The sequence below is a fragment of the Pseudophaeobacter sp. TrK17 genome, from assembly GCF_042192375.1.
GTDB lineage: Bacteria > Pseudomonadota > Alphaproteobacteria > Rhodobacterales > Rhodobacteraceae > Pseudophaeobacter.
In genome coordinates, this window is sequence record NZ_CP071700.1 from 1,879,537 (window position 1) to 1,904,346 (window position 24,810).

Consider the following 24,810-nt stretch of genomic DNA (forward strand, 5'->3'; position numbering starts at 1 on the left):
GATGGCATTGGCTGATGTGAAACAAAGTGCCACCGAGGCACGGCTAGCTGCGCTGAGCCTGCCGCAGGGCGGCTGCCTTGCGGCGGCACGTCAGGCGGCGCTGTCTCGGGTGCAGGCCATGGGGTTGCCAAGCCGACGCGATGAATACTGGAAATACACCCGCCCGGATACGCTGACCTCGCCCGAGGTCACAAAGGCGGCGGTTTTCACCATGGATGAAGCGCCAATGTTCAATGAATTCGACCGCTTGAAGGTCGTTTTTGTGGATGGCGTCTATAATGCCGAGGCCTCGGATGATCTGAGCCTAGAAGGGGTCCAGATCGACCGGATTTCTGATATCTGCGGTCAGGATATCCACTGGGCCAAAGATCTGTACGGGGTTCTGGAAGCGCGCGGTCAGGCACCGGTGCAGCGCCCACTGGCGGCGTTGAACACCGCCTTTGCCCAGGACGGTGTTGCCATCCACGTGACAGGCAAACCCAGCAAGCCAATCAACCTCATCTATGTGCATTCGGATGAGGGGTCAGACGCTATCCTGCATCACGTGATCCGGGTTGAATCCGGCGCCGAGGCCACGATCCTGGAAAACGGTCCGGCCGCTGCGCGGTTCAACAAATGTATGGAGATCGACATTGCCGACACGGGCAAGCTGCATCTGGTGCGCGCCCAGGGGCGGGATCATGAACGTCGGGCTGCGACCCATCTGTTTGCCCGCCTGGGCACTGAATCGGTATTCAAAAGCTTCACCCTCACGGTGAATGGCATTCTGACCCGCAACGAGGCTGTGGTTGAGCTGTTGGGCGATGACGCTATTGCTCATATCGCCGGTGCCTGTGTGGGTGACGGGGAATTCCACCATGATGACACGGTGTTCATCAACCATGATGCGGTAAACTGCGAAAGCCGTCAGGTGTTCAAAAAGGTGCTGCGCAATGGGGCCACCGGTGTGTTTCAGGGCAAGATCCTCGTCAAAGAGGGGGCTCAGAAAACCGATGGCTACCAGATCAGCCAATCGCTGCTTTTGGATGATGACAGCCAGTTCCTGGCCAAGCCAGAGCTGGAAATCTATGCCGACGATGTGATTTGTTCCCATGGTTCCACCACCGGCGCCATTGACGACGAGGCCCTGTTCTACCTGCGCTCGCGTGGGGTCCCGGTTTCGGAGGCGACGGATCTTTTGACCCTGGCGTTCCTTGCGGAAGCGGTGGAAGAGATCGAAGACGGTGACATCTCTGCTGCCATTGTTGCCCGCCTGGAAGGCTGGCTGTCGCGGCGTCGCTAAATGGCGATCACCGGAGATATCCTTGCAACTTATCGGGGGCCGCGCAGGGTTTTTGCGCGGCTCTTGACCATGGGCCCTCGTGAAGATCGGTTTTTGGCGATCCTGATGGCTGGCTGTGCTTTGATGTTCATCTCACGCATGCCCAGCCTGGCGCGCGAGGCGCATCTGACCGGGCAGGAACAGACAATGTTGCTTAGCAACGCTTTGTTTGGCATCATTTTTGTTGCTCCGCTGGCGCTATATACCCTGGCGTTGATTGCCCATGTCATCGCCCGTGTTCTGCGCGGCACTGGCGAAAGCCACGCGGCGCGTCTGGCGCTGTTCTGGAGCTTTCTTGCTGCCAGCCCGCTGATGCTGCTGAATGGGCTAGTCGCGGGCATGATTGGCCCGGGACGTGAGTTGACCCTGGTTGGTGGGCTCTGGTTCACTGTCTTTTTGTGGTTCTGGATCTCTGGCATGTATCAGGGCTATTGGGCCAAACCCCAGGTGAAAGCCCAGGTGAAAGCCCAGGTGAAAGCATGAGGTTTCTGTGGTCATTTATGATCCTGACCCTGCGCCAGCCTGGTGTGGCCGCCCGAAGTATCCTGTTGCGGCAATGGCCGAATGAAGCCATTTGGACCGGCCTGTTCTTGGCGGTTGTTCTGAATGCCTTGTTTTTTGGGGTCTTGGGCCTAATCGCTCCCAGTAGCAGTGAATTGCCCATTTTTGACATGTCGCCGGACTCTCCGGGGTTGTCGATGATGGTGTCCGCCATCAGAAGCGTTGTCTTTGCCACCATGCTCACATTCGGTGGCCGCTGGCTTGGTGGAACCGGCCAGTTTATGCCTATTCTCGCGCTTCTGGTCTGGGATCAGCTGCTTCAGCTCGCCCTCATGGGCCTGGGGATAGTGGTCTTGCTGGTGTTGCCCCCGCTGGGCAGCATGACGTTTTTGCTGATTGGCCTTGTGTTGCTCTTTGTGCTGTTGAATTTTGTCAATGAAGCGCATGGGTTTGCCTCTCTTTGGCGCTCCTTTGCGGTTGTTCTGATGGCCTCGATCGTGATGTTCTTTGCCATGATCTTTATCGTCGGGCTGCTTGGGCCTGCAAACCTTGGACTGCTCGAAAATGTATGATGTCGAAAAAATCCGCAGCGATTTCCCAATTCTGTCCCGGCAGGTGAACGGAAAGCCGCTGACCTATCTGGACAATGGGGCCTCGGCGCAAAAGCCGCAGGTGGTGATTGATGCAATTACGCAAGCGTACTCGCAAGAATATTCAAATGTTCACAGGGGGTTGCACTATCTTTCCAATCTCGCCACCGAAAAATATGAAGGCGTGCGTGGCATCATTGCCAAGTTCCTGAATGCGGCAAGCGAAGACAGTATCATTCTGAATTCGGGCACCACCGAGGGCATCAATATGGTGGCCTATAGCTGGGCCATGCCGCGGCTTCAGGCAGGGGATGAGATCCTGTTGTCGGTGATGGAACATCACGCCAATATTGTGCCCTGGCATTTCCTGCGCGAACGTCAGGGGGTGGTGATCAAATGGGTGGATACCGCCGCCGACGGCAGCCTGGATCCACAGGCGGTGCTGGACGCCATCTCGCCAAAAACCAAACTGATTGCAATTACCCACTGTTCCAATGTGTTGGGCACCGTTGTTGACGTCAAAGCCATCACAGCAGGCGCCCATGCGCAGGGCATTCCGGTACTGGTCGATGGCTCGCAAAGCGCGGTGCATATGCCGGTGGATGTGCAGGATCTTGGCTGCGATTTCTTTGCCATTACCGGGCATAAACTATACGGGCCTTCCGGGTCCGGGGCGATTTATGTGCATACTGAGCGCATGGCAGAGATGCGGCCTTTCCTGGGCGGTGGCGATATGATCCGCGAGGTCTCCAAGGAGTCAGTGATCTACAATGATCCGCCGATGATGTTTGAAGCCGGAACGCCGGGGATTGTGCAAACCATCGGCTTGGGTGTGGCGCTGAATTACATGATGGATCTGGGGATGGAGAATATCGCCGCCCATGAAGCCGAGGTGCGTGACTATGCCATGGCCCGGTTGCAGGGATTGAACTGGATCAATATCCAGGGGCAAGCCGCTGGCAAAGCAGCGATTTTCAGCTTTACTATGGAGGGCGCTGCCCATGCCCATGACATCTCCACCATTCTAGACAAAAAGGGCGTCGCGGTGCGGGCCGGTCATCACTGCGCTGGCCCCTTGATGGATCATCTGGGCGTCACCGCCACCTGTCGCGCTTCCTTTGGCGCCTATAATACCAAGGCAGAGGTCGATACTTTGATCGAGGCGCTAGAACTGGCACATGAGTTGTTCGCTTAAGAGCAAGTAAGACGCGCAAGCAAATTTGGCACAGGCTGATTTGGTACACGTTGATTTGGGACAGGTTGATTTGGGACAGGCGAGGAGGGATCCTCGCCTGTGCTGTTTTTGGCTCACGTGTCCAGGTGAATGTTGAACCGGGCGCGTATCTCTGCGTCCAGCACCGGATCAAACCGGGCGGCTGATCGTTCTGACAGGATTTGCTCCTTACGGGCTGTGGCCTTGTGCAGCAGGTCCGGTTTGCCCAGCTCAACCCATTCCTTTGGCGAGGTTCGATCCCCTAGCGCCGGATACACATAATCCGCCTGCATGCGCCCCAGGGTCTGGCTGGTGCCCAGATAGTGCCCCGGGCCATTCAGACAAACCTCTGCCATCTGATCCAGCGCCAGAGTCTCATCTGTGACCTCAATCCCGCGCACACAGCGCAGCGCCTGGCCGATAAGGTCGTCGCCCAAGATCAGGGATTCATGGCAAAACCCCAATAGGGAGGCATGCATGCCGGCGGCCTCATAGACCATGTTGAGGCCCGAGAGCCCGGCCATGACATTGGAACACATTTGCTCCCATCCAGCCTGCATGTCGGGCAGTTTGGAATCTGCGATGCCGGCAGCCGCACCGCCTGGCAGGTCGTAGAATTTGTGCATCTGTGCGCAACCCGCTGTCAGCAGCGCCTGTTCACCGGATCCGCCGGTCATGGCACCGGTGCGCAGATCCAGGCCAAAGGGCCAGGTGCCAAAAATCGCCGGGGCACCGGGTTTCACCGCATTCACATAGACCAACCCCGCAAGGCATTCTGCCACCGCCTGGGTGATGGCACCTGCGATGGTTGAAGGTGCCGTGGCCCCAGCCATTCCGGCAGAGAGCAGCAGCACGGGCATGCCATGTTTGATGCACTCCTCCATCACTTGGCAGCTTTCGGTGGCAAATTTCATCGGCGGCACCACAAAGCAGTTGGAGTTGGAGACAAAGGGACGGGTGCGCCATTTCTCCTCTCCACCTGCCAAGAGGTGCAGCATCTCCATTGCCGGGGCAACAAATCCCGGTTCTGAAAAGGAGGTGCCGATATGTTTGGTGGTGCCAGATGTGGTGGCGTAGATCGAATTCAGGTCCATCTCCATATTGTCCGCGATGTCGCGGCAGACCATAGGGCGTTGAACAAAATGGATATTATCTAGCTTATCACAGATCCGGGAAGCATCGTGCAGATCCTGAACCGTTGAATCGCGGTAGTGGCGTCCCTGGACATCGACCAAATGAACCGCAGCGCCGGCCGTGCCGTAATGTACGCGGTTCCCTGACAGCTCAAGATCATGTTTTCCGTCCCGACTGAACAGGGTAACGGAGCGGTTGGCCTTGGCCAGCATGTCCTCTACCAGGGCGCGGGGAAAGCGGATGCGGCCATCCTCGCCCAGGATGCAGCCCGCCTGTGTCAGGTGGCCGATACCACTGGGTGGGGCATCTGCCAGCCCGATACGTTCCAGCGCATCCAGCGCAGCCCGGTGAATTTTTTCCATTCCCTCCTGGGTGAGCGGCTTGAACGTGCCGCCCTCCATGCCGGGGCGAATGGGACGCAGATGATCGGGCAGGGCGCTGGCACGGGCGGTTCGACGTGCGGCGCGGCCCCCGCTACGCACGGCGGCAGGGGGCGGGCTGGCAGTTTGATTGGTCATGGTGAGGTTCCTTGATGCAGGAAAAGCTAAGGTGTTTCAAAGAGATGAAGACAACACCCCGCCAGGGCGCCCGCGGGCGGCCAGGCCTCTGGTGGCACCAATCGTGCGCCAGACCAGACTAACGACACAGCGTTCGGCTCGCATAAAGAATTCCTCCTGTTCCCCCGTACAGCCTTGGCGGTTTTTAGGATCGATTCTAACCTGTTTGCGACTTGTGTGAAAAATGCGACCTCTTTTTCACGCGCGACCGTTGCGATGAGGCGATGGCTCCAGGGCCATTTCAGCGGTTTTTCAACAATGTACTTTTCCCTCAGCCGCCTCTTGCTGAGGGCGCAGATTTTCTTTCAGTTTCGAGCCCTTTCCCTGAAAAAATGGAACAGCTCGTTAAGGTATTTCTCCGAAAATGGAGGCTCAGGACATACCGCGCTGTGAATGGCGCTAGAACAGGCAAGAAATCATGCCCGCTGCGCAGATAAACTGGACAAAAATCGGACTACTGCTCGCTGTGGGCACGTTTTCGGCTGTGGCCGTTCCGGCGATGTCCGGGGATTGGAACTCTCCCAACTTTTTCTCACCTCAACACGAACAAATCGGCGCAACAGACGAAAGTTTTGACCAGCCTGATGACAGCTTGGAGTTTTCCGCTGACAGGGACTATGGGCAACTTGTGCTGGGTGGAACCTACAGTCGCGGCAACGGCTCTTTGCTGTCTGGATTTGGCGCCACAGCCAGGACAGAGCAGGTGAGCCTGCGGGCTGGATATGATTTTGGCCACAGCCTTGGCTATATTTCTTTGGGTCGCCAGCGAGAGCAGGCAGTCAGCGGCCAGGAAGAGACCAACACTTTGGGCATTGGCGTTCGGGTCTCCCTGAACCGTGCGCTGCAGTTGACCGGTGAATACCTGCATCACGCGCCGTTAGGGGCGGCAGCACATCAAGGCCAATCTCCCAGCCGGATTTCTATCGGCGCGGCGTTTCGTTTCTAGGGCCACGCCCCTAGACTTCACCCTTGGCGGAGCAAATAAGACATGCTAGGAGGTTTGGCATGACCAAAACCTGCACCCTGATTATTTGCTGCATTTCCTGCTGATTTCCTCAGCGGGCTGGTTTCTGTCGTTTTCTTCACCTTGACAAGTTGCTATGCCCGCGCTGCGCGCCTAGCCCATCCGTGTCCGTCCAAGGAGCTGTCATGATGACCTCGAACACCGTGATTAAACTGCACAATACCAAAACCCGCAAAAAGTCGGAGTTTACCCCGATCGATGCGAACAATGTGCGGATGTATCTCTGCGGGCCCACGGTCTATGACCGGGCGCATCTGGGCAATGCACGGCCTGTGGTGGTGTTTGATGTGCTCTATCGGTTGCTGCGGCAGGTTTATGGCGCAACGCATGTCACTTACGTGCGCAACTTCACTGATGTCGATGACAAGATCAACGCCACCGCTCTGGCGCGCAAAGAGGCAGGCGCGCCCGGAACCCTGGAACAGCTGGTCGCGGAGCGCACCGAAGAGACCATCGGCTGGTATCTGAACGACATGGGCAAGCTGGGCGCCCTGGAACCGGACCACATGCCACGGGCGACGCAGTATATTGGCCAGATGGTTGCAATGATCGAGGATCTGATCGCCAAGGGCCATGCCTACGCGGCTGAGGGCCATGTGCTTTTTGCCGTGGACAGCTGGAAGCAGCACTATGGTGCCCTGTCGGGGCGGTCAGTCGATGACATGATTGCCGGCGCCCGCGTCGAAGTGGCGCCCTATAAGAAGAACCCGATGGATTTTGTCCTGTGGAAGCCCTCCACGGATGAGCTGCCGGGGTGGGACAGTCCCTGGGGGCGTGGCCGTCCGGGCTGGCATATTGAGTGCTCCGCCATGGCCCAGGAACTGCTGGGGGCGACGTTTGATATTCACGGCGGCGGCAATGATCTGATGTTTCCCCACCATGAGAACGAAATAGCCCAAAGCTGCTGCGCCAATGGCGATGACAGTTTTGCCCGCTACTGGCTGCACAATGAGATGCTGCAGGTCGAGGGCAAGAAGATGTCCAAATCCCTGGGCAACTTCTTTACTGTGCATGACTTGCTGGTCCAGGGCATTCCCGGCGAGGTGATACGGTTTGTGTTTTTGCAGACCCATTACCGGAAACCAATGGACTGGACTGAGAAAAAGGCAAAAGAAGCGGAGGCAACGCTGCGCAAGTGGCGTGCGCTGACAGCGGGCATCGAGCCCGCCGCCAACGCTGCTGCCGCAGTCCTGGACGCACTGGCTGATGATCTCAACACCCCCGGGGCCATTGCCGAGATGCACAAACAGGCCGCCGCTGGCGATGGGCCTGGATTGTTGGCATCGGCGCGGTTGATGGGACTTTTGAGTGACGCGCTCGGGGAATGGGCAGAGACGCCCGATTTCGATCTGTCGGCCTATGCGGCGCAGTTGCTGGAGGCACGGGAAGCCGCCATGCAGAGCAAGGACTTCTCGCAGGTCGACCGGTTGAAGGCTGCATTTGTCGCGGCAGGGTTGGAAGTGCGGATGAGCAAGGCCGGTGTTGAACTGGTGCCCGGGCCGGGATTTGACGCGGCCAAACTGGAGGGGCTGTGATGCAGCGCGAACGGCTCTATCTTTACGACACCACCCTGCGCGATGGCCAGCAGACCCAGGGGGTGCAATTCTCCACTGCCGAAAAGAAGCAGATCACGCAGGCGCTGGATGATCTGGGGATTGATTACATCGAGGGCGGCTGGCCCGGTGCCAACCCCACCGACAGTGCGTTTTTTGACGAAGCGCCCAAGACCCGCGCCACCATGACCGCCTTTGGCATGACCAAACGGGCAGGGCGCTCAGCAGAGAATGACGATGTGTTGGCAGCGGTGATGAATGCCGGCACCTCGGCGGTTTGCCTGGTTGGCAAGTCGCATGATTACCATGTGACGGCAGCGCTTGGCATTAGCCTGGAGGAAAACCTGGAAAATATCCGGGCCTCTGTGGCGCATTTGGTGAGCCAGGGGCGCGAGCCGCTATATGATGCTGAGCATTTCTTTGATGGCTACAAGGCCAATCCTGAATACGCGCTGGCGGCATGCCGCGCGGCGCTGGATGCAGGGGCGCGTTGGGTGGTGTTATGTGACACCAATGGCGGCGCCATGCCCAGTGAAGTGCGCCGTATCGTGGCCGAGGTCATAGCGGCAGGCATTCCGGGCGCAAGTCTTGGCATTCACACCCATAATGATACCGAAAATGCCGTGGCCTGTTCTCTGGCCGCGATTGAGGCCGGGGCACGCCAGGTGCAGGGCACCCTGAACGGGTTGGGGGAGCGCTGTGGCAATGCCAATCTGACCACCTTGATCCCGACCCTGCTGCTGAAACAACCCTATGCCGATCAGTTCGACATTGGCGTCAGCCAAGAGGCGCTTACCGGATTGACCAAGCTCAGCCGAATGTTGGACGATATCCTGAACCGGGTGCCTACAAAACAGGCGCCCTATGTCGGTGCCTCGGCCTTTGCTCATAAGGCTGGGTTACACGCCAGCGCGATCCTCAAAGATCCAACCACCTATGAGCATATCGCCCCTGAGTTGGTCGGCAATGCGCGGATCATACCGATGTCAAACCAGGCCGGCCAGTCCAACCTGCGCAAACGCCTGATGGATGCCGGGCTGGAGGTTGCCAAGGGCGACCCGGCCCTGGCGCGTATTCTTGAGCGCATCAAAGAGCGTGAGGCCGAGGGTTATTCCTATGATACGGCGCAGGCGTCGTTTGAGCTGCTGGCCCGGGAAGAACTGGGGCAGAGCACCGATTTCTTTGAGGTCAAGCGCTACAAAGTCACCGTGGAGCGTCGCAAGAACAAATATAATCGCATGATTAGCCTCTCGGAGGCTGTTGTGGTGGTCAAGGTTGATGGTGAAAAGCGTCTCTCTGTCAGCGAGTCGATGGATGAAACCGGCAGTGACCGGGGGCCGGTGAATGCACTGGCAAAGGCGCTGGCCAAGGATCTGGGGCGGTATTCGGCGATTATCAACGATATGCATCTGGTGGATTTCAAAGTGCGGATCACCCAGGGAGGTACCGAGGCTGTGACCCGTGTTATCATCGACAGCGAAGATGGGCAGGGGCGTCGTTGGTCCACTGTTGGCGTCAGCGCCAATATAATAGACGCCTCTTTTGAGGCTTTGCTGGATGCCATGCGGTGGAAACTGATGCGGGACAGCGGAGCGCTCAAGTGATCCCCCAGGCGCTAAAGTTTATCGCGATCTCAGCTGGGATCACCGCGCTTATCCCGCTTGGCCTGATCCTGTCACAGCCTGTTACACCCATTGAGCCTGCAGCGCCGACCCTGGATTTCACAAGCCTGCTGCAGGACAAACCTCAGGCTGAGCAGGCTCCCTCTACCGATCCAGAAACCATATATATGAGAGATGGTTACGGGCTTCAGGTAAGGTCCTATTCCAATGGGGATGGGCCACTGGTTGTCCTGGTGCACGGCTCTGGCTGGAATGGGTTGCAGTTTTCACATCTGGCACCGCAGCTCGCAGGAACCGTCCTGGTGCCGGATCTTCGAGGTCACGGAGCGCAGCCCGGCAGGCGGGGAGATGTCGACTATATCGGCCAGTTGGAGGATGATCTGGCGGATCTGATTACGGCTAGGGGTGGAGCGGATCAAAAGGTTGTTCTGATCGGCCATTCCTCAGGTGGCGGTCTGGTGGTGCGCTTTGCTGGCGGTGCACAGGGGGATCTGCTGGATGGCGCGGTGCTGTTGGCGCCCTTTCTGCATCATAGCGCCCCCACCATGCGTGCCAATTCCGGCGGCTGGGCGCAGCCCTTGTTGCGGCGCATCATCGGCCTGTCGATGCTCAATGCGGTTGGCATCAAGGCCTGGAACCACCTGCCGGTCATTCAGTTCAATATGCCAGCGGAGGTTCTGCAGGGGCCACTGGGGCATCTGGCAACAACCTCTTACAGTTACCGGCTTAATCAATCCTACGCGCCGAGATCTGACTATCTGAGTGATATCAGGTCGCTACCGGAGTTTCTTCTGCTCGCTGGCGCGCAGGATGAGGCCTTTGTCGCTGAGGCTTATCGCCCATTGATGGAGGCGGAAACAGACAAGGGAGCCTATCAGATCCTGGAAGATACAGGTCATCTAGATCTGGTTGATGCGCCACAAGCTTTGGCGGCAATTCGGGGGTATTTGGATGCATTTTGACGAAGACCTCTCCAGCTGTGCTGAGCTGGTCCAGCAGGGCGACCCAGACCGGTTTCTGGCGACCATGGCGGCCCCGGTTGCGGCGCGGCCGCTGCTGTTTGCGCTTTACGCGTTTAATCTTGAACTGGCGCGGGCCCCCTGGGCCAGTCAGGAAAGCATGATCGCCGAGATGCGGGTGCAATGGTGGCGTGATATTGGCGCTGAGATCGCCCAGGGCGGTGCGGTCCGACGCCACCATGTTGCCACCCCTCTGGGCAGGTTACTGCGCGCGGATCTGGCCACACATATTGAGCCCATGGCCGAGGCCCGCCGGTGGGATATATACAAAGATCCCTTTGAAGATGAGGCGGGTTTTGACCGCTATATTGACGCCACTTCTGGTGGGCTGATGTGGATGGCTGCGGCTTCCCTTGGTCCGGCGGACGAAGCCGTGGTGCGCAAATATGCCTATGGGGTAGGGATCGCCAACTGGTTCAGGGCCATTCCCGAGCTGGTGAGCCACAGCCGTATCCCGCTGCTGGATGGCACCCCAGAGGGGCTGCGCCAATTGGCCCGCAAAGGCCTGGAGCATATCCAGCAGGCGGAAAAACACCGCGCTCTTGTTTCAAAAGACGCCGGCTGGGCGCTGTTGTCGGGCTGGCAGGCCAAAGCAATCTTAAAACAGGCGCTCTCCCAGTCAGACCGTATTGCCGAGGGCAGCCTGGGGCAAAGCGAATTTCGCCGCCGTACGGGGCTGATGTGGCGGGCTGGACGTGGTGGGTGGTAGCTTAGATTTCGGCCGTATCTATCTGACTAAACGAAAAAAAGGCGCCACAATCGGGCGCCTTTTTGCTGTTTGAAACAGGCCTTGCAGATCAGGCCTCTTTGGGGCGCATGGCCAGCCACACCAGGGCGCCGCCTGCCAGAACCAGGAAGGGCGCCATCGCCATGTTGACGGCATTCCAGCCTTCAACCGGATTACCACCAGAGCAGTTCATCAGGCCACCAGAGGCCAGCGAGGCCATGGTCACACCACCAAAGACAAGCAGGTCATTGAGGCCTTGCATCCGTCCGCGCTCTTCTGGCGTATGCGAGGCGGTCAGCATGGTGGTGGCGCCAATAAAGCCAAAGTTCCAGCCCACGCCGAGCAGGATCAGGGCGATAAAGAAGTTTTCCAGTTCGACCCCCTGCAGCGCCACTGCGCCAGCACCTGCCAGGATCACCAAACCCGCAGCGACAATCTTATGGACGCCAAAGCGCGCAATCAGGTGGCCAGTAAAGAAGGAGGGCACATACATCGCCAGAACATGCAGGGACACAACATCCGCAGCGTTTCCTTCGGTGAAGCCACATCCCACAACCGCCAGGGGGGTAGAGGTCATCACCAGGTTCATCAGCGCGTAAGAAACCATGGAACAAATCACCGCCACAGCAATTGCCGGGGTTTTCAGCAACTCCATGCGGCTGCGCCCGACGGGTAGATCTTCGTGCGGGGCTTGTGGTTTGGGGATATTCAGAAACAGAAACAGCCCGGATCCCAACAGGTTGATGGCAATCACTGTCAAATAGGTGCCGAGAAAGGGAATAACAAAGACCTGGCTTGTTGCCTTGACCAATTGTGGCCCCAGCAAAGCCGAAAGCAATCCGCCCGCCATGACATAAGAAATCGCCTTGGGCCGAAAACTCTCAGAGGCGGTATCTGCCGCGGCAAAGCGATAAAACCCATGGGCGCTCATGTAGACGCCGGTCAAAAGACTGCCCAGCAGGAAGACCGGGAAGGACCCGAGGTAGAGCCCATAGGCACCAACCACCCCGCCCAGAGCGCCAAACATCGCACCGGTAAAAAAGCCGGCGCGCCGTCCCCATTTTTGCATGATCGACGAAATGGGTGTCGCAGCAATCATAGATCCCGCAACAATCAAAGAGATCGGCAGGGTGGCAAAACAGGGATTGGAGGCCAGGGACTGGCCAGCAAGTCCGCCAATGATAAAAATCATCGGCATTTGTGAGCCGAGGATCGCCTGGGCCAATACCAGGATGGCGACGTTTTTCTTGGCGACGCTGTCGCTCGGGGTGGTCATGTGATCTGTCATATGGGATGCGTAGCGATCAATATTCAAAGGAACAAGCGGCAAGATCCTCTTTGGTACAATGTCGCAGGAAAAGAGAACGCTTTGAGGAGTTTGCGGTGACCCCATTTGTGACCAGCTGTGCGCCAGCGGCGGGCCGTATAATCATCAAAGAGGCCTGTGTGGACGAAGGCGCTGCCTGGCTTGCTGAACAGGATCCACGGTTTGCCATGGCTTTGGCCCAATGTGGGCCACTGCCGCTGCGGCGCAAACCGGATGGCTTTGGGCAATTGCTTAGCGCCATCGTCAGCCAGCAGGTGAGTGTGGCCTCTGCCAATGCGATCTGGCAGCGTCTTATCGCGGCGCGCCTGACCACCCAGGCAGAGAACCTGGCGGCCACAGAGGATGATCTGCGTGCCGCCGGGTTAAGCCGGCAAAAAGTCAGGTACGCCTGTGCCTTGGCTCAGGAAGATATTGATTTTGATGCACTTCGTGACATGCCCACAGACAGGGTTATCAAGGCCCTGACACAGGTGACCGGCGTTGGGGTCTGGACCGCTGAAATTTATGCCATGTTTTCGTTGGGGCGGGCCGATGTCTTTGCTCCCGGCGATCTGGCTTTGCAGGAGGCGGCCAAAGCGCTGTTTGACCTGCCAGACCGGCCAAAGGAACGTGAACTCAGGCAGCTGGCCGAGGCCTGGTCGCCGTGGCGGTCGGTTGCGGCCCGCATCCTCTGGGCCTATTACCATATTGCAAAGGACAGGGAAGGGATCCGATGACTCGTGTACTAAAAGCTGAGCGCAGAGAGCCGCTCTCCGGGGTGACCCGGTCTATTGTGGTGTTTCTGCATGGCTACGGCGCCAATGGGGCGGATCTTTTGGGGCTCGCCGATCCGCTGGCCGAGCACCTGCCAGATACCCTGTTTGTGGCTCCTGACGCGCCAGAAAATTGTCCCGGTGCGCCAATGGGATACCAGTGGTTCCCGATCCCCTGGATCGATGGCTCCTCGGAAGAGGAAAGCATGCGGGGCATGAATGCCTCGATCGAGGATTTGAACGCCTTTCTGGATGCGCTGATGGTCGACGAAGATGTGCTGCCCGAACAGGTGGTGCTCTTTGGCTTTTCGCAGGGCACCATGATGAGCCTGCATGTGGCGCCGCGCCGCGAAGATGCGATTGCAGGGATCGTTGCCTTCTCGGGGCGCCTGCTGTCGCCTGACACGCTGAAAGACGAGGTGGTGAGCCGGATGCCGGTCATGTTGGTGCATGGCGATGCCGATGATGTGGTGCCACCTCAATCCCTACCAGAAGCCGCAGAAGCGCTGGATCAGGCCGGGTTCAAGGATGTCTTTGCCCATATCATGAAAGGCACCGGGCACGGGATCGCCCCGGATGGGCTGAGTGTTTCCCTGGCCTTTATGCGCGACAAGTTGGGCCTGTAAGTCACTGATATAATAGTGATGCAGGCTGCTGGCCAGCTTCACTACAGGGCTCAATTCGCCAAAACGAGCGCTGGGTCAAGGTTTCCGGGAGCGGTTTCCCCGGCTTGAGCGGGGCGTAGGATCCTTGCGGTCTTGCTTGTGTTTGGCTTCAGCCTTGCTCGGTATCTTAGTCTGTATCCTAGACTGTGCGTCAGTCTTTTGGGCCTTGGTATTTTTGGCCCTAGTCTTTTGCGCTCTGCGATTGGGCAGCTGCGATGGTTTTGCAGGCCCTGGAATGTTTGGCACTTCAAGATCTTCCCAAGCGCCCTGGGACAGCCCATCCAGCGTCCAGGCCCCGATGCTATAGCGAATAAGCCGCAGGGTGGGAAAGCCAACCGCAGCTGTCATGCGGCGGACCTGGCGGTTCTTGCCTTCCCGAAGGGTAAGGGAAACCCAGCTGGTCGGAATGGCTTTGCGTGTGCGAATGGGGGGCGTCCGCGCCCAGAGCTGCGCAGGCTCCGCCATCAGATGCGCCTTGGCGGGCCGGGTTAAGCCGTCCTTCAGTTCCACGCCTTTTTCCAGTGCCGACACTGCCGCAGAATCCATTTCGCCCTCGACCTGTACCCAATAGGTTTTGGCCATCTTGTGCTGTGGGTCGCTGATCCAGGCCTGCAAACGGCCGGTATCTGTCAGCAGCATCAAGCCTTCGCTGTCCCGGTCCAACCGCCCTGCGGCATAGACGCCGGGGCAGTCAATAAAGGCGCTGAGGGTCTGGCGCGTGCTGCCCTGGCTGCCGGTATCGGTGAACTGCGGCAGCACGTCATAGGGTTTGTTAAAGCGTATAAGACGGGTCATGGGACGTGCATAGGCAGTGGTTCCTTGGCTTGCAAGCGGGCTTTGGCGGCTACGGCAATTCCCCGTCACGAGCCTGTCACAGAGGAATGCTAGCGAAGAAGCGAAATCTTGTAGCTGGCAAGGGCTTGTCAGACAAAAACCACGATATATAGTTGAACATATGCTGGGGCGGGTTCCCCGCTCTGGTGCCGGCAACCGGCAGACAGGGCGAGGAAGACGTAGCATCATGGATGGCGATTTCAGAACTGATTTTGTGAGGGACCCCAGCGCATTGCGGCAGCATCCTGCACTGGTGCTGAACGCGGATTATCGGCCGCTGTCCTATTACCCACTGTCGCTGTGGAGCTGGCAAGACGCGGTCAAGGCGGCCTGGCTGGATCGGGTGGATATTCTGGCGGAATATGACGAGGTGGTACATAGCCCCAGCACGCAGATCCGGATACCTTCGGTTGTGGTGCTGAAAGACTATGTGAAACCTCAAAAGCGCGTGGCCTTCACGCGCTTTAATTTATTTCTGCGCGACGAATTTTGCTGCCAATACTGTGGTGCCCGTGGCGATCTGACCTTTGACCATGTGGTTCCGCGGGCAGCTGGTGGGATTACCAGCTGGGAAAATGTCGTGGCAGCCTGTTCGCCGTGTAACTTAAAGAAAGGCTCCAAGCCCTTGCATATGCTTGGGATGTCACTGCGCAAAGCCCCCAGGCGCCCAGGTGCCGAGGAATTGCGCAATACCGGGCGGAAGTTCCCACCCAACCATCTGCACGACAGTTGGATGGATTTTCTCTATTGGGACACCGAGCTCGACGCCTGAGGTCGCCGGTTCAAAATGGCCATGTTGCAGGTCATCAGTCCGGCTGGCCCCAATGCCGTAAACTGGATGCAGTTTACGCGTCTGAGCGTTGTAGCATGCCAAACAGATCCCGTGGATCATCCGGGTCCGCTAACATATCAAGATCAATAAAGAATTCGGTTCCTTTGATGTGATCGCGGATGTAACGCAGGGCGCTGAAATCCTCGATTGCAAAACCGACGCTGTCGAACAGAGTGATCTGCTTGTCGTCGCGGCGTCCCTGTTTCTGACCGCTGATCACCTCCCAAAGCTCGGTCACGGCAAAATCCTCTGGCATCTGCTGGATTTCGCCCTCGATCCGGGTTTGCGGTGGGAATTCCACAAAGACATCAGACCGGTTCAAGATGCCGGCGGCCAATTCGGTCTTGCCGGGGCAGTCGCCGCCGATGGCATTGATATGCACCCCGGCGCCGATCATGTTGTCGGTCAGGATGGTGGCGTTTTGCTTGTCGGCGGTGCAGGTGGTCAGGATCTGTGCGCCTTCAATGGCTTCCTCGGGGGAGCTGCAGCGCACAACATTGAGACCAAAAGCCCCCAGGTTGCGGGCGCATTTTTCTGTTGCTGCCGGGTCCTTGTCAAACAAGCGCACGGTTTTCAGCCCGCAAATCGCCTTCATCGCGAGGGTTTGGAATTCAGACTGCGCCCCGTTTCCAATCATCGCCATGGTGTCCGCGCCTTTTGGAGCCAGATACTTAGCCGCCATAGCTGATGTCGCGGCGGTACGCAGCGCAGTGAGCATTGTCATCTCGGTAAAAAGCACCGGGTAGCCAGTGTAGACATCCGCCAACAACCCAAAGGCAGTCACGGTTTGCAGGCCTTCGCTGGTGTTTTTGGGGTGGCCATTGACGTATTTGAACCCATAGGCCTCCCCATCAGAGGTGGGCATCAGTTCGATCACGCCGACATCTGAGTGGCTGGCAACACGTGGGGTTTTGTCGAACAATTCCCAACGCTTAAAGTCCGCTTCGACGTATTCGGCCAGATCGCGCAGCATGGTTTCAATGCCAATGCTATGGACCAGGCGCATCATATTGTCGACGCTGACAAAGGGAACGAGAGCTTTATGTGAGGGCGTGGTCATGGGGTGGTCCTTTCGCGGGGGCTAAGGTGGATACCTGCCAACATGCAGCGCACCGAGCCTCCGGCTGTTTCGATGGTTGGAATTGAGAGTGGCAACAGGCTAGTGCTGCGTTCGATGATACGGATTTGATCGGGGCGCAGGGCCTCCAGCGCACGGGAGGACAAGGCCAGCAGGGGCTTTGATCCCGTTAGCGCAAAGACATTACCGGCAAAGTTCCGGATCTGATCTTCCGTCAGATCGATGACCTCATGGCCGGTTTCTTCCAGGCGCGTGGCAACTTCCATGCGCCGGGATGGGTCGCTGATCATCGACAGGCAGATCATGGCAAAATCACTGCCAATGCCCATCAAAACATTGCTGTGATAAACTTCACGCCCTGCTGCATCGCGGGCCTCAAAGGCCATGGGTTCATAGTTGAAATGGGTGCAAAACCGTTCCAGCAGCACCGGATCGGCCCGGTTTGATTTCACTGTATAGGCAACCCGGCCAACATGATCGAGCACCATGGCGCCGGTGCCCTCCAGCGCCAGCCCGTCTTCTTCCAGTCCAGAGAAATCAATGACATCCTGCACCCGGTAGCTGCGCTTTAGCGCCTCTATGACATCCCAACGCCGTTCCAGACGGCGATTTGGGGCATGCATCGGGTAGATGGCAATATGACCACCGGAATGGGTTGAGAACCAGTTGTTTGGAAATACGCTGTCAGGTGTCGTGGTGCCGGTGTCGTCAAAGACATGCACACGTACGCCTGCGTTTCGCAGGGTTTCCACTGCTGTATCAAACTCTTGCAGCGCCTTCTTACGGGTGGTTTCTGGGTCTCCGGCAGTGATCTGAAAGGCATTGTCCACCTGGGTGTCCGGGTTGGAACAAAAATTATGTGGCCGGATCATCACCACGGCGGCGGGGGCTTGCAGATTGTTCAAGTGTAGCTCCTGGTTGGCCGATCAAAGACACGGCGCCCGAGCGCAGAGGCGCAAAGGTCAACCATCAGATGGGCGGTGCGACCGCGTTCATCTAGAAACGGGTTCAGCTCTACCAGATCCAAAGAGGTCATCAGCCCGGAATCATGCAACATTTCGCAAACCAGATGGGCTTCGCGTACCGTTGCACCACCCGGAACCGTGGTGCCAACAGCTGGCGCCACTGATGGGTCCAGGAAATCAACATCCAGCGAGACATGCAGCAACCCATTGGCCGCCGCGACCCGCTTGAGAAACTGTGCCAGCGGCCCGGCGATACCATTTTCATCTATGTCGCGCATATCATGGCGGTGGATTGCGCTGGCTTCCAGCGCCTGACGCTCAGCACTGTCGACAGAGCGCAGCCCAATCATACAGATGTTGTCCTGTGGCACCGGGTGGGCCACCTCGGGAAAGCCGTCAAACCCACTGCGCCCGGTGAAATAGCCGACCGGCGTGCCATGCAGGTTGCCGCTGTCAGAGCTCTGCGGCGTGTGAAAATCCGTATGGGCATCCAGCCACAAAACAAAAAGCGGGCGTCCAACAGAAGCGGCATAGGCTGCCACACCAGACACCGATCCCAGGGACAATGAATGATCGCCGCCAAGGAAGATCGGCAAACCGTCGGCCATAGTCTGTTCGGCGATCTCGGCCAGTGCTGAGGTCCAGCCAATTGTCTGATTGGGGGCAAAAACTGCACCAGATTCGGCATCGGGGGCATGTGGAGCAGGGGCGATATTGCCCAGGTCTGTCACTTGATGGCCAAGCCCAGACAGAGCTGCAGCCAGGCCCGCAGTGCGGTAGGCATCCGGCCCCATAAGGCAACCAGGCCGCCGTTTGCCGCTATCCACGGGGGCACCAACAAAGAAACAAGTCTTTTGCGTCACGGTAGAATTCTCCACGTCGAAATCAGTGAGATCTAAAAACCTCCGAAATGAGGTGATTGAAACCGATCAAATTGACCGATATGGTTCACTGATCAACAAAACGGAGCATCAATGTGGATAAAACGGACGAAAGACTGATTGCAGCCTTGCGGCACAACGCCCGCGCCAGCCTGTCAGATCTTGCTTTGCAGCTGGATTTGTCCCGAACCACCGTGCGCGCTCGGATTGAGCGGCTGCAACTGCGTGGAGATGTACTTGGCTTTACGGTTGTTCTGAAAGAGGACGTGCTGCGCGATCCGGTGCGGGGATTGATGATGATCGGCATCGAAGGCCGCGGCGCCAGTCGCATTATTCGCCAGCTTCAAGGCCTGCCAGAGGTGCGTGCCATCCATACCACCAATGGACGCTGGGATCTGATTGTTGAACTGGGCACGGAAACACTGGAAACACTGGATGCCGCGCTCGCAAAGATACGTACCTTTGACGGGGTGGTCAGCAGTGAAACAAATCTGCTTTTGGCAACCAAAAAGGACTCCTGAAGTCAGACCTGGTGAACCGCGTGCCGCAAAGTGGTTCAGGGCTTGCTGCGCGCCGCCGCGATCCACAGACCGGCCAGGGCAAAGGAGATTATGGCGTTCCAACTGGCCATTGACAGGCTGAACAGCTCCCATGGCACCTCATCGCAGCGCACCAGCGGCGCCCCCATGATCTGTTCCATCAACTGTTCGGGGGACAAACCTCCAATTGGGCTTGAGGTACAGGTTGTCGGTCCCTCCCAATAGCCGCGCTCAACGCCGGTATGGTAAACACCAATCCCGCCAGTGATCAGGGCGGCCAGGGCGCCAAGGTACAGCAGCGCCGTAAGGCCTGCGCCAGGCAATAAAAGGGCTAGAATTCCGATGCCGACCGCTGCCACATGCGGGTAGCGCTGCCAGTAACACATCTTACAGGGTGCCAGTTCACCAATGTATTGAAACCCCAGCGCTCCCAGCATCATTGCGGCTGAGCCCAAGGTGGCGGCAAGGATCAGAATTCGTCGCATATCACAGGTACCTCAGCCCTAAAAATCCGCCAAACAGGAGCACGATAAAGACGGTAAAGACAAGCCCCATACGCTGCTCCATAAAGCCGCGAATGGGGGCGCCAAAGGCACGCAACAGTCCGGCCACGATAAAGAAGCGCAGCGCACGGGCCAAAACGGAGGTTGCCAGAAACGTCATTAGCGGCATGCCGGTCCAGCCCGACATGATTGTGATGACCTTATAAGGAAAAGGCGTGATCCCGGCCATCAGAACCGCCCAAAACCCGAAGTCATTGAATTTATGGTTGAACTCTTCAATTGCAGCGCCTTTTCCCATGGCTTCGAGGATCGGTTGGCCCAGGCTGTCATAGAAAAAGGCACCAATGGCATAGCCCAGCATGCCGCCCGCAACGGAGGCGACCAGCGCAACTGAAGCGATCAGCCAGGCCCGGGAAGGACGCGCCAGTATCATCGGAATCATCAACACATCCGGCGGAATCGGAAAGATCGAGCTTTCGACAAAGGAGACCGCAGCAAGCCACCACAGGGCATGGCGGTGATACGCAAGGGACATGGTTCGATCATATAGCCTGCCTAGCATTTGAAATACCCTTGCTTTTCCCCTGCAACAGGGGCCTCGCATGGGGGCGCGAAGAGGTCAATAACAGGACGAGACCTGTGGTGGATTCTTGCCATTTTTCTGCATTCTATTAGGCATTTTCCTCTGGACCTCCGGGTCCGGCTTGGGTAGGAACAGGTCGTTGCCCAAGTGGCGGAATGGTAGACGCAGGGGATTCAAAATCCCCCGCTGGTGACAGCGTGCCGGTTCGAGTCCGGCCTTGGGTACCATATTCTTCAAGGGCTTGCAGAGCGATGTTCATGCAAGCCCTTGAGAGCCTCCTCACAAGTTCCCCCATTCCATTTTCGTTCACCTTCTGTCGCGTCGGCTTTGGGCCCGTTTTGAGAGCCTTCTCTGCGCTGCAAGCTGGCGATACTTTGAGCCACGGCTTCCCAAGGGATGTTACTTGCTCAACTATCTATGTTAACTTTTTTCGAAGTTGCCATGGCTGCGTGCCAGCGGCGAGATGCAAATTCCGGCCATTAGTGCATTGAAATATGTTCTGGTCTGATACAGATTTTTACTATGCAGGAACCAACGAGGAGCTGAATCAAGATGATGCAAAGACTATCTTTTGTTGCTCTGTCGTTAATGTTTTCTGCTGCTGCAACCGCCGGCCAGGCATTCACTGGGCTGGATGAGTGGGCAGAGCAAGAAGCGCTCGTTGAGGATGTGCTCTACCGCGCCTGCAATGACGGAAGTGCAAGTGCAACTGAAGCACTAAAACAACTTATACTTCTTGAAGAGCCAGTAGCACTGTCCAAGCTAGGATGGGTCGTCGGGAGCTGTGGCCTTTTCCCGCAGTATTCCGACGAAGATATCACAAGGCTGGCGGGTATTTCTGCGCAAGAGGGGTACCCTTGGGGGATGTATCAATACGGCCGCTCGCTGCTTTGGGGTTCTGGGATTGCCCAGGATACCGGCCAGGGGGTAAAATATCTGGAGCAAGCGGGCGCAGCCGGGTTCGGGACGGCTTATCTGGAACTGGTATTTGCTTTCACCAATGGCTTGGATCTCGATCCGGACCTGCCACGCGCACGCCGCTATCTGGAAGCTGCCATAAATTCCAACACCGTCGCGGATTTCCAGATTGAACGCACCCGAAAAGCATTACTGGAGGCCGAGGCCAATTCACCCAAAGGCGACATCGCTGCGCAAACTCCAGAGAAACCGGATACCCTGATACCTTACTGGCAGGAACAAAGAGATGCCGTGAACGCGGGTTTTGACTCTCTTTGCAGCGGAGACAACGCCGCCTTTGCGGAATATGATCGACTGCTCCGGGATGGCAATCCGGTTGCCATGTACAATATCTGGTACGTTCAATCGGAATGTGGCCTTTATCAGGACCTGAGTGAAACCGACATCAAGCAGTACTGGAAGCGTTCATCGGATCTTGGATATCCTTTGGCACAATTCGCACATGGGACGGATCTGTTGGTGGGGCGCGGGTTCGACAAGGATGTGGACGCGTCGATTGCCCTGTTGGAACGCGCGGGTGAGGGCCGCTATGGAACCGCCTATGCCCGGCTGGCAAGGTTCTTTGCCGAGGGGAGATGGGTGGGGCAAGATGTGCCGCGTGCCGAGGCCTACCTTCAACGGGCCTATGCAACAAACGCGCACCCTGAAGAGATCACCAAGGCCGAGGAATGGATCGCGAAGGCTGGTGGGCGCACCGGACCTACCCAGGAGGTTGAGCCGCAAGCGATCGATCTGGTCACGGCCAGCAGCGGCGATGTAACGCTGGATCCTGTGACGCGCAGCACCAACTGGCCCAAGCGCCCGGCATTGGAGTTGATGGATTTGGCAGCCGTTTCGAACGGGACTACACCGGTGCTGAATGTGGAACAGGCGGCGGCCTTCAGACGGTTTCTTTCGGCCCCTTGATTCGACCCAACTAGTTGCTTCAACAGTTTTTGGAAACCGTATTATAGCCGTCTTCTAGAAGCAAATTTGGGGTTGCTCGCAAAGACATCAAGTCCGAATTAACCTCATGATACTGAAGGTGAAATTGGTGGTATCCCCGAGAACTCTTTCCCATGCAAGGTTTTATAGACTGCAGCACGAGGTCCCCAAACCCATCGGCTGTTTCATATTCTGTTGGCTCCAATCCAGCTTCAGCGAAACCGTGGGAAGCAGCGTTGGTCGATCTAAATGAAGCGAACAAAATTTCCTTATTCGTGCATTCGACCCGAATGGTGCCAATCTCGGCACCGCTAGCGGGTTCAAAGTACGGTATTTTTGCTAACCCACGTTCGCATCGATAGGCCAATCCAGTTCTTACTATGACTTTGCCCCAAATTAGTGCTTCGTTGTAATCCATTCGACGAATTGGCCTATTGCCGTTAGCCGGGTCGATAATCCAACCAGATCGCTCGCCCCCTTCGTAGCGCGAACTTACGTGGAATTTCTTAAATTGTTTTACCGCGTCGTCGAAATCCTGCTCCACTCCGACGGGCAACGTATCCGGGTCCACATCCTCAGACTTATAGGTCCTCCTCCACTCTGCAACCTGCCCGATGATCTCATTTGCCTGACCAACGGCGGTGTAATAGGGCAGATGATTGTCCCCTTGCTTTATGCTTTCGGGCAGGAACTGCAGTTTGCGCAACGCTTCTTCTGCCAGATCCGCCGCGCGCGCATATTCGGGCAAATAGTCATCGCGGTCCGAGAGCCCGTAAAGCTCTCCGCCAAAGCTGGTGCGGTCGGTGTCCCCGCGAGCGAACGCCCCATAGGATTCTTGCAGGGTCGGGCTGACGCCCAGCACCTCGTTGGCCGCCGTGAGGAACCCATAGGCAAGTCCTATACCTTCCTCGACGCGCTTGAGCGCCCGCAAAGTGGCGCGATAGCGGGGGCGCTCATTGTTCTCGGCCCACCACATGTGCAGATCATGCATGGTCAGTTTGACGTCATGTACTTCGACATCAAACAGGTTCAGCCCGCCCTTCCAGATTTGAAACGCTTCCTCGGCAGACATAAACTCGACCCCCTTGTCGGTGAAGTCGCCAAGCGAGGTGACAAAGACCTCGTCCCAGTCGGGTGAACCGGGCAAATTGAAGGAGTACTGTTCGGCTTTCATCACTGCGCCGCCATCCTCGATTACCAGGACCCGCTCGGGACCGGCGGTAGTGAAGTGGAATGCCATTTTAAAACCGTAGAGGTCGACAAGACTGCGCGCCTTTGTCGGGATCTGTTCCAGGTCAATGGTTTCATAGGGGCTTTCACCGGGCTCAAAGGTCGGGATTGTGACCGATCCGCCGAGCAGCTTGTACTTCATGCGAACCATGATGACCGGTTCGCCCAACAGCGTGCCCATGGTCAGAACGCCGTCATACTCGATCAAGACCCTCGCGCCATCGGAGGACGGGCGGGCGGGGTCACCGGTGACAGCAGATTGTCCTTTGAATTCAAAAGACATTTTCCCGGAATGCTGCGACTGGGCACAAACAGATTGATTGAAGAGGATCGTGAGGATCGACGCAAAAAGTGAGCTTAGAAGGCGCATTTCAGTACTCTGATCGGGTAAGTGCTTCCGGTAAGGATGACTCAATTCCTTGACATAATTCAAGAAGAAGCTGCGCGCCTTGGGGCGGTGGATAGCTAGCTTCCAGGTTTGAAAACCATGCTTTGCAGTCGGCAGAGTAGCCCAAAAGGCCCATGAAAACAATGAGCGCAAGGTCGCTCACCCTGAGCATAAGCCCTTGTATGTATAACCTTCAGCCACCTAGCTATCGTGCATGTTGGCTTTTGTCTGGAAGCGCCCGAAGCAACCGGAAACCGTCGCAGTAAGCTGGCTACAGATACTGTTTCGATTGGGCGCTAGCTTTGTTCCAACGATTCACCAAACCGTCCCAAAACTCGTTTGTTTCATCGCGGCCTGCCCAACGTCGCTCATATGTTTCGCGCGCAGACCTAATGGCAGATATTAGAGCCATTGGGTTGGTTTCTGCTGCCTCAAGCGCTCCACGTGTCTGCGGGCCGATCTTTCCGTCTACGGGCACTTTCAAGGCAATCTGTAAAGTTCGGACCGCGCCTGTGGGACCACGATTCCACGCTATGTCCCTAAGCAGGAACTTAATTGAATTGGTCTTTGCAACCCTTGCCGGAAAGTCCGTTTTACCTGCAATGTACTTTACGGCTTCTCGCTCTGCCCGATCAGGATCACCAGCTTTGATTATCCTACGCAACCTCACAGCCTCCGCGCGGTGATATCTTTCATTTATCCCCGCGACTTCAAACCGGCCACCTCCGTCACCTCGGGGTAAGTCGTATACGATCACTTTTCCGTCCGCACCTCGGCGTGCTTCATAGTCAACAATGAACTGCACCATCTCCAATCTAACAGAGTTAGGATCTAGCACTTCCACAGTTTGGCTCTGCTCGGAAGAACAGGCAACAAGCGGCACGGACAGCGCAAGTATCAGTAGCCGGCGGCGAGAATAATTCATTTTTCCTCCACAAATCTTGATACGTTATAGCAACTTCATGGGACGCAACTTGGAGCTTGACGGTGCGCTGACACAAAGTCGAGTCTGCTCCATCTCAATCTTTTAAACTATTCATCGGAATGGCACACATTCGATGCGGTGCACG

The 24,810-nt window shown here is 57.1% G+C and carries 24 protein-coding genes and 1 tRNA gene; 15 read left to right on the forward strand and 10 right to left on the reverse strand.

Annotated features, from left to right (window positions below):
- Position 1: 1 nt before the first annotated feature.
- Genes JZI28_RS08780 through JZI28_RS08795 form a run of 4 tightly spaced genes read left to right on the forward strand, consistent with a single transcriptional unit; the run spans position 2 to position 3,607 of the window.
- Positions 2–1,282 carry a SufD family Fe-S cluster assembly protein gene (locus JZI28_RS08780; RefSeq protein WP_375699875.1) on the forward strand — a complete coding sequence of 427 codons (1,281 nt, stop codon included), beginning with the start codon at positions 2–4 and terminating at the stop codon, positions 1,280–1,282.
- Positions 1,283–1,804, forward strand: a complete 522-nt coding sequence (locus JZI28_RS08785) for a YIP1 family protein (protein ID WP_375699876.1) — start codon at positions 1,283–1,285, stop codon at positions 1,802–1,804.
- The gene (locus tag JZI28_RS08790; protein ID WP_375699877.1) at positions 1,801–2,394 is read left to right on the forward strand and encodes a YIP1 family protein; all 594 of its coding nucleotides are present in this window, start codon (positions 1,801–1,803) and stop codon (positions 2,392–2,394) included. Before JZI28_RS08785 ends, JZI28_RS08790 begins: the two co-directional genes overlap by 4 nt.
- Complete coding sequence (locus JZI28_RS08795; protein ID WP_375699878.1) at positions 2,387–3,607, forward strand: cysteine desulfurase; 1,221 nt, start codon at positions 2,387–2,389, stop codon at positions 3,605–3,607. Before JZI28_RS08790 ends, JZI28_RS08795 begins: the two co-directional genes overlap by 8 nt.
- A gap of 113 nt (positions 3,608–3,720) precedes the next feature.
- Here JZI28_RS08795 and JZI28_RS08800 read toward each other — a convergent pair whose 3' ends face one another.
- On the reverse strand, positions 3,721–5,277 hold the full coding sequence (locus tag JZI28_RS08800; protein WP_375699879.1) for a trimethylamine methyltransferase family protein: 1,557 nt from the start codon (positions 5,275–5,277) through the stop codon (positions 3,721–3,723).
- Positions 5,278–5,734: 457 nt separating this feature from the next.
- Here JZI28_RS08800 and JZI28_RS08805 point away from each other — a divergent pair, with 457 nt between their 5' ends.
- From JZI28_RS08805 to JZI28_RS08825, 5 genes are all read left to right on the forward strand, one after another.
- A complete protein-coding gene (locus JZI28_RS08805; protein ID WP_375699880.1) occupies positions 5,735–6,262 on the forward strand; it encodes a hypothetical protein in 528 nt (175 codons plus the stop codon).
- A 203-nt stretch (positions 6,263–6,465) separates the two neighbouring features.
- Positions 6,466–7,875: a cysteine--tRNA ligase gene (gene cysS / locus JZI28_RS08810; protein WP_375699881.1), complete on the forward strand. Its 1,410-nt coding sequence runs from the start codon at positions 6,466–6,468 to the stop codon at positions 7,873–7,875.
- Entirely contained in the window at positions 7,875–9,497 is a 1,623-nt protein-coding gene (gene cimA, locus JZI28_RS08815; RefSeq protein ID WP_375699882.1) for a citramalate synthase, read from the forward strand. The genes cysS and cimA overlap by 1 nt, the downstream gene beginning before the upstream one ends.
- Entirely contained in the window at positions 9,494–10,477 is a 984-nt protein-coding gene (locus JZI28_RS08820; RefSeq protein ID WP_375699883.1) for an alpha/beta hydrolase, read from the forward strand. Before cimA ends, JZI28_RS08820 begins: the two co-directional genes overlap by 4 nt.
- Positions 10,467–11,243 (forward strand): squalene/phytoene synthase family protein, encoded by a 777-nt coding sequence (locus JZI28_RS08825; protein WP_375699884.1) that lies wholly within the window; start codon positions 10,467–10,469, stop codon positions 11,241–11,243. Before JZI28_RS08820 ends, JZI28_RS08825 begins: the two co-directional genes overlap by 11 nt.
- Before the next feature lie 88 nt (positions 11,244–11,331).
- On the opposite strand, the gene JZI28_RS08830 is transcribed toward JZI28_RS08825, so the two are convergent.
- On the reverse strand, positions 11,332–12,549 hold the full coding sequence (locus JZI28_RS08830) for an MFS transporter (protein ID WP_295451868.1): 1,218 nt from the start codon (positions 12,547–12,549) through the stop codon (positions 11,332–11,334).
- Between the two features lie 95 nt (positions 12,550–12,644).
- Here JZI28_RS08830 and JZI28_RS08835 point away from each other — a divergent pair, with 95 nt between their 5' ends.
- Both JZI28_RS08835 and JZI28_RS08840 read left to right on the forward strand, forming a co-directional pair.
- Entirely contained in the window at positions 12,645–13,304 is a 660-nt protein-coding gene (locus JZI28_RS08835) for a DNA-3-methyladenine glycosylase family protein (RefSeq protein ID WP_375699885.1), read from the forward strand.
- Positions 13,301–13,966 (forward strand): alpha/beta hydrolase, encoded by a 666-nt coding sequence (locus JZI28_RS08840; protein ID WP_122073681.1) that lies wholly within the window; start codon positions 13,301–13,303, stop codon positions 13,964–13,966. The genes JZI28_RS08835 and JZI28_RS08840 overlap by 4 nt, the downstream gene beginning before the upstream one ends.
- Positions 13,967–14,041: 75 nt before the next feature.
- On the opposite strand, the gene JZI28_RS08845 is transcribed toward JZI28_RS08840, so the two are convergent.
- The gene (locus tag JZI28_RS08845; RefSeq protein ID WP_375699886.1) at positions 14,042–14,800 is read right to left on the reverse strand and encodes a pseudouridine synthase; all 759 of its coding nucleotides are present in this window, start codon (positions 14,798–14,800) and stop codon (positions 14,042–14,044) included.
- 226 nt (positions 14,801–15,026) lie between these two features.
- On the opposite strand from JZI28_RS08845, the gene JZI28_RS08850 reads away from it, so the two are divergent.
- Positions 15,027–15,611: an HNH endonuclease gene (locus JZI28_RS08850; RefSeq protein ID WP_375699887.1), complete on the forward strand. Its 585-nt coding sequence runs from the start codon at positions 15,027–15,029 to the stop codon at positions 15,609–15,611.
- A 73-nt stretch (positions 15,612–15,684) separates the two neighbouring features.
- Here JZI28_RS08850 and JZI28_RS08855 read toward each other — a convergent pair whose 3' ends face one another.
- Genes JZI28_RS08855 through rocF form a run of 3 tightly spaced genes read right to left on the reverse strand, consistent with a single transcriptional unit; the run spans position 15,685 to position 18,508 of the window.
- Positions 15,685–16,731 (reverse strand): ornithine cyclodeaminase, encoded by a 1,047-nt coding sequence (locus JZI28_RS08855; protein ID WP_297341335.1) that lies wholly within the window; start codon positions 16,729–16,731, stop codon positions 15,685–15,687.
- Complete coding sequence (gene ctlX, locus JZI28_RS08860) at positions 16,728–17,654, reverse strand: citrulline utilization hydrolase CtlX (protein WP_375699888.1); 927 nt, start codon at positions 17,652–17,654, stop codon at positions 16,728–16,730. Before ctlX ends, JZI28_RS08855 begins: the two co-directional genes overlap by 4 nt.
- On the reverse strand, positions 17,651–18,508 hold the full coding sequence (rocF, locus tag JZI28_RS08865) for an arginase (RefSeq protein WP_375700087.1): 858 nt from the start codon (positions 18,506–18,508) through the stop codon (positions 17,651–17,653). The genes ctlX and rocF overlap by 4 nt, the downstream gene beginning before the upstream one ends.
- Before the next feature lie 182 nt (positions 18,509–18,690).
- On the opposite strand from rocF, the gene JZI28_RS08870 reads away from it, so the two are divergent.
- Positions 18,691–19,116: an Lrp/AsnC family transcriptional regulator gene (locus JZI28_RS08870; RefSeq protein WP_122073687.1), complete on the forward strand. Its 426-nt coding sequence runs from the start codon at positions 18,691–18,693 to the stop codon at positions 19,114–19,116.
- Between the two features lie 35 nt (positions 19,117–19,151).
- On the opposite strand, the gene JZI28_RS08875 is transcribed toward JZI28_RS08870, so the two are convergent.
- Both JZI28_RS08875 and JZI28_RS08880 read right to left on the reverse strand, forming a co-directional pair.
- A complete protein-coding gene (locus JZI28_RS08875; protein ID WP_375699889.1) occupies positions 19,152–19,619 on the reverse strand; it encodes a disulfide bond formation protein B in 468 nt (155 codons plus the stop codon).
- A 1-nt stretch (position 19,620) separates the two neighbouring features.
- Positions 19,621–20,199, reverse strand: a complete 579-nt coding sequence (locus JZI28_RS08880; RefSeq protein ID WP_375699890.1) for a YqaA family protein — start codon at positions 20,197–20,199, stop codon at positions 19,621–19,623.
- A gap of 162 nt (positions 20,200–20,361) precedes the next feature.
- On the opposite strand from JZI28_RS08880, the gene JZI28_RS08885 reads away from it, so the two are divergent.
- Positions 20,362–20,447 (forward strand) — tRNA-Leu (locus JZI28_RS08885).
- Between the two features lie 325 nt (positions 20,448–20,772).
- Positions 20,773–22,104: a tetratricopeptide repeat protein gene (locus tag JZI28_RS08890; protein WP_375699891.1), complete on the forward strand. Its 1,332-nt coding sequence runs from the start codon at positions 20,773–20,775 to the stop codon at positions 22,102–22,104.
- Between the two features lie 19 nt (positions 22,105–22,123).
- Here JZI28_RS08890 and JZI28_RS08895 read toward each other — a convergent pair whose 3' ends face one another.
- Positions 22,124–23,893 (reverse strand): hypothetical protein, encoded by a 1,770-nt coding sequence (locus tag JZI28_RS08895; RefSeq protein ID WP_375699892.1) that lies wholly within the window; start codon positions 23,891–23,893, stop codon positions 22,124–22,126.
- 118 nt (positions 23,894–24,011) lie between these two features.
- Complete coding sequence (locus JZI28_RS08900) at positions 24,012–24,665, reverse strand: putative peptidoglycan-binding domain-containing protein (protein ID WP_375699893.1); 654 nt, start codon at positions 24,663–24,665, stop codon at positions 24,012–24,014.
- Between the last annotated feature and the right edge of the window lie 145 nt (positions 24,666–24,810).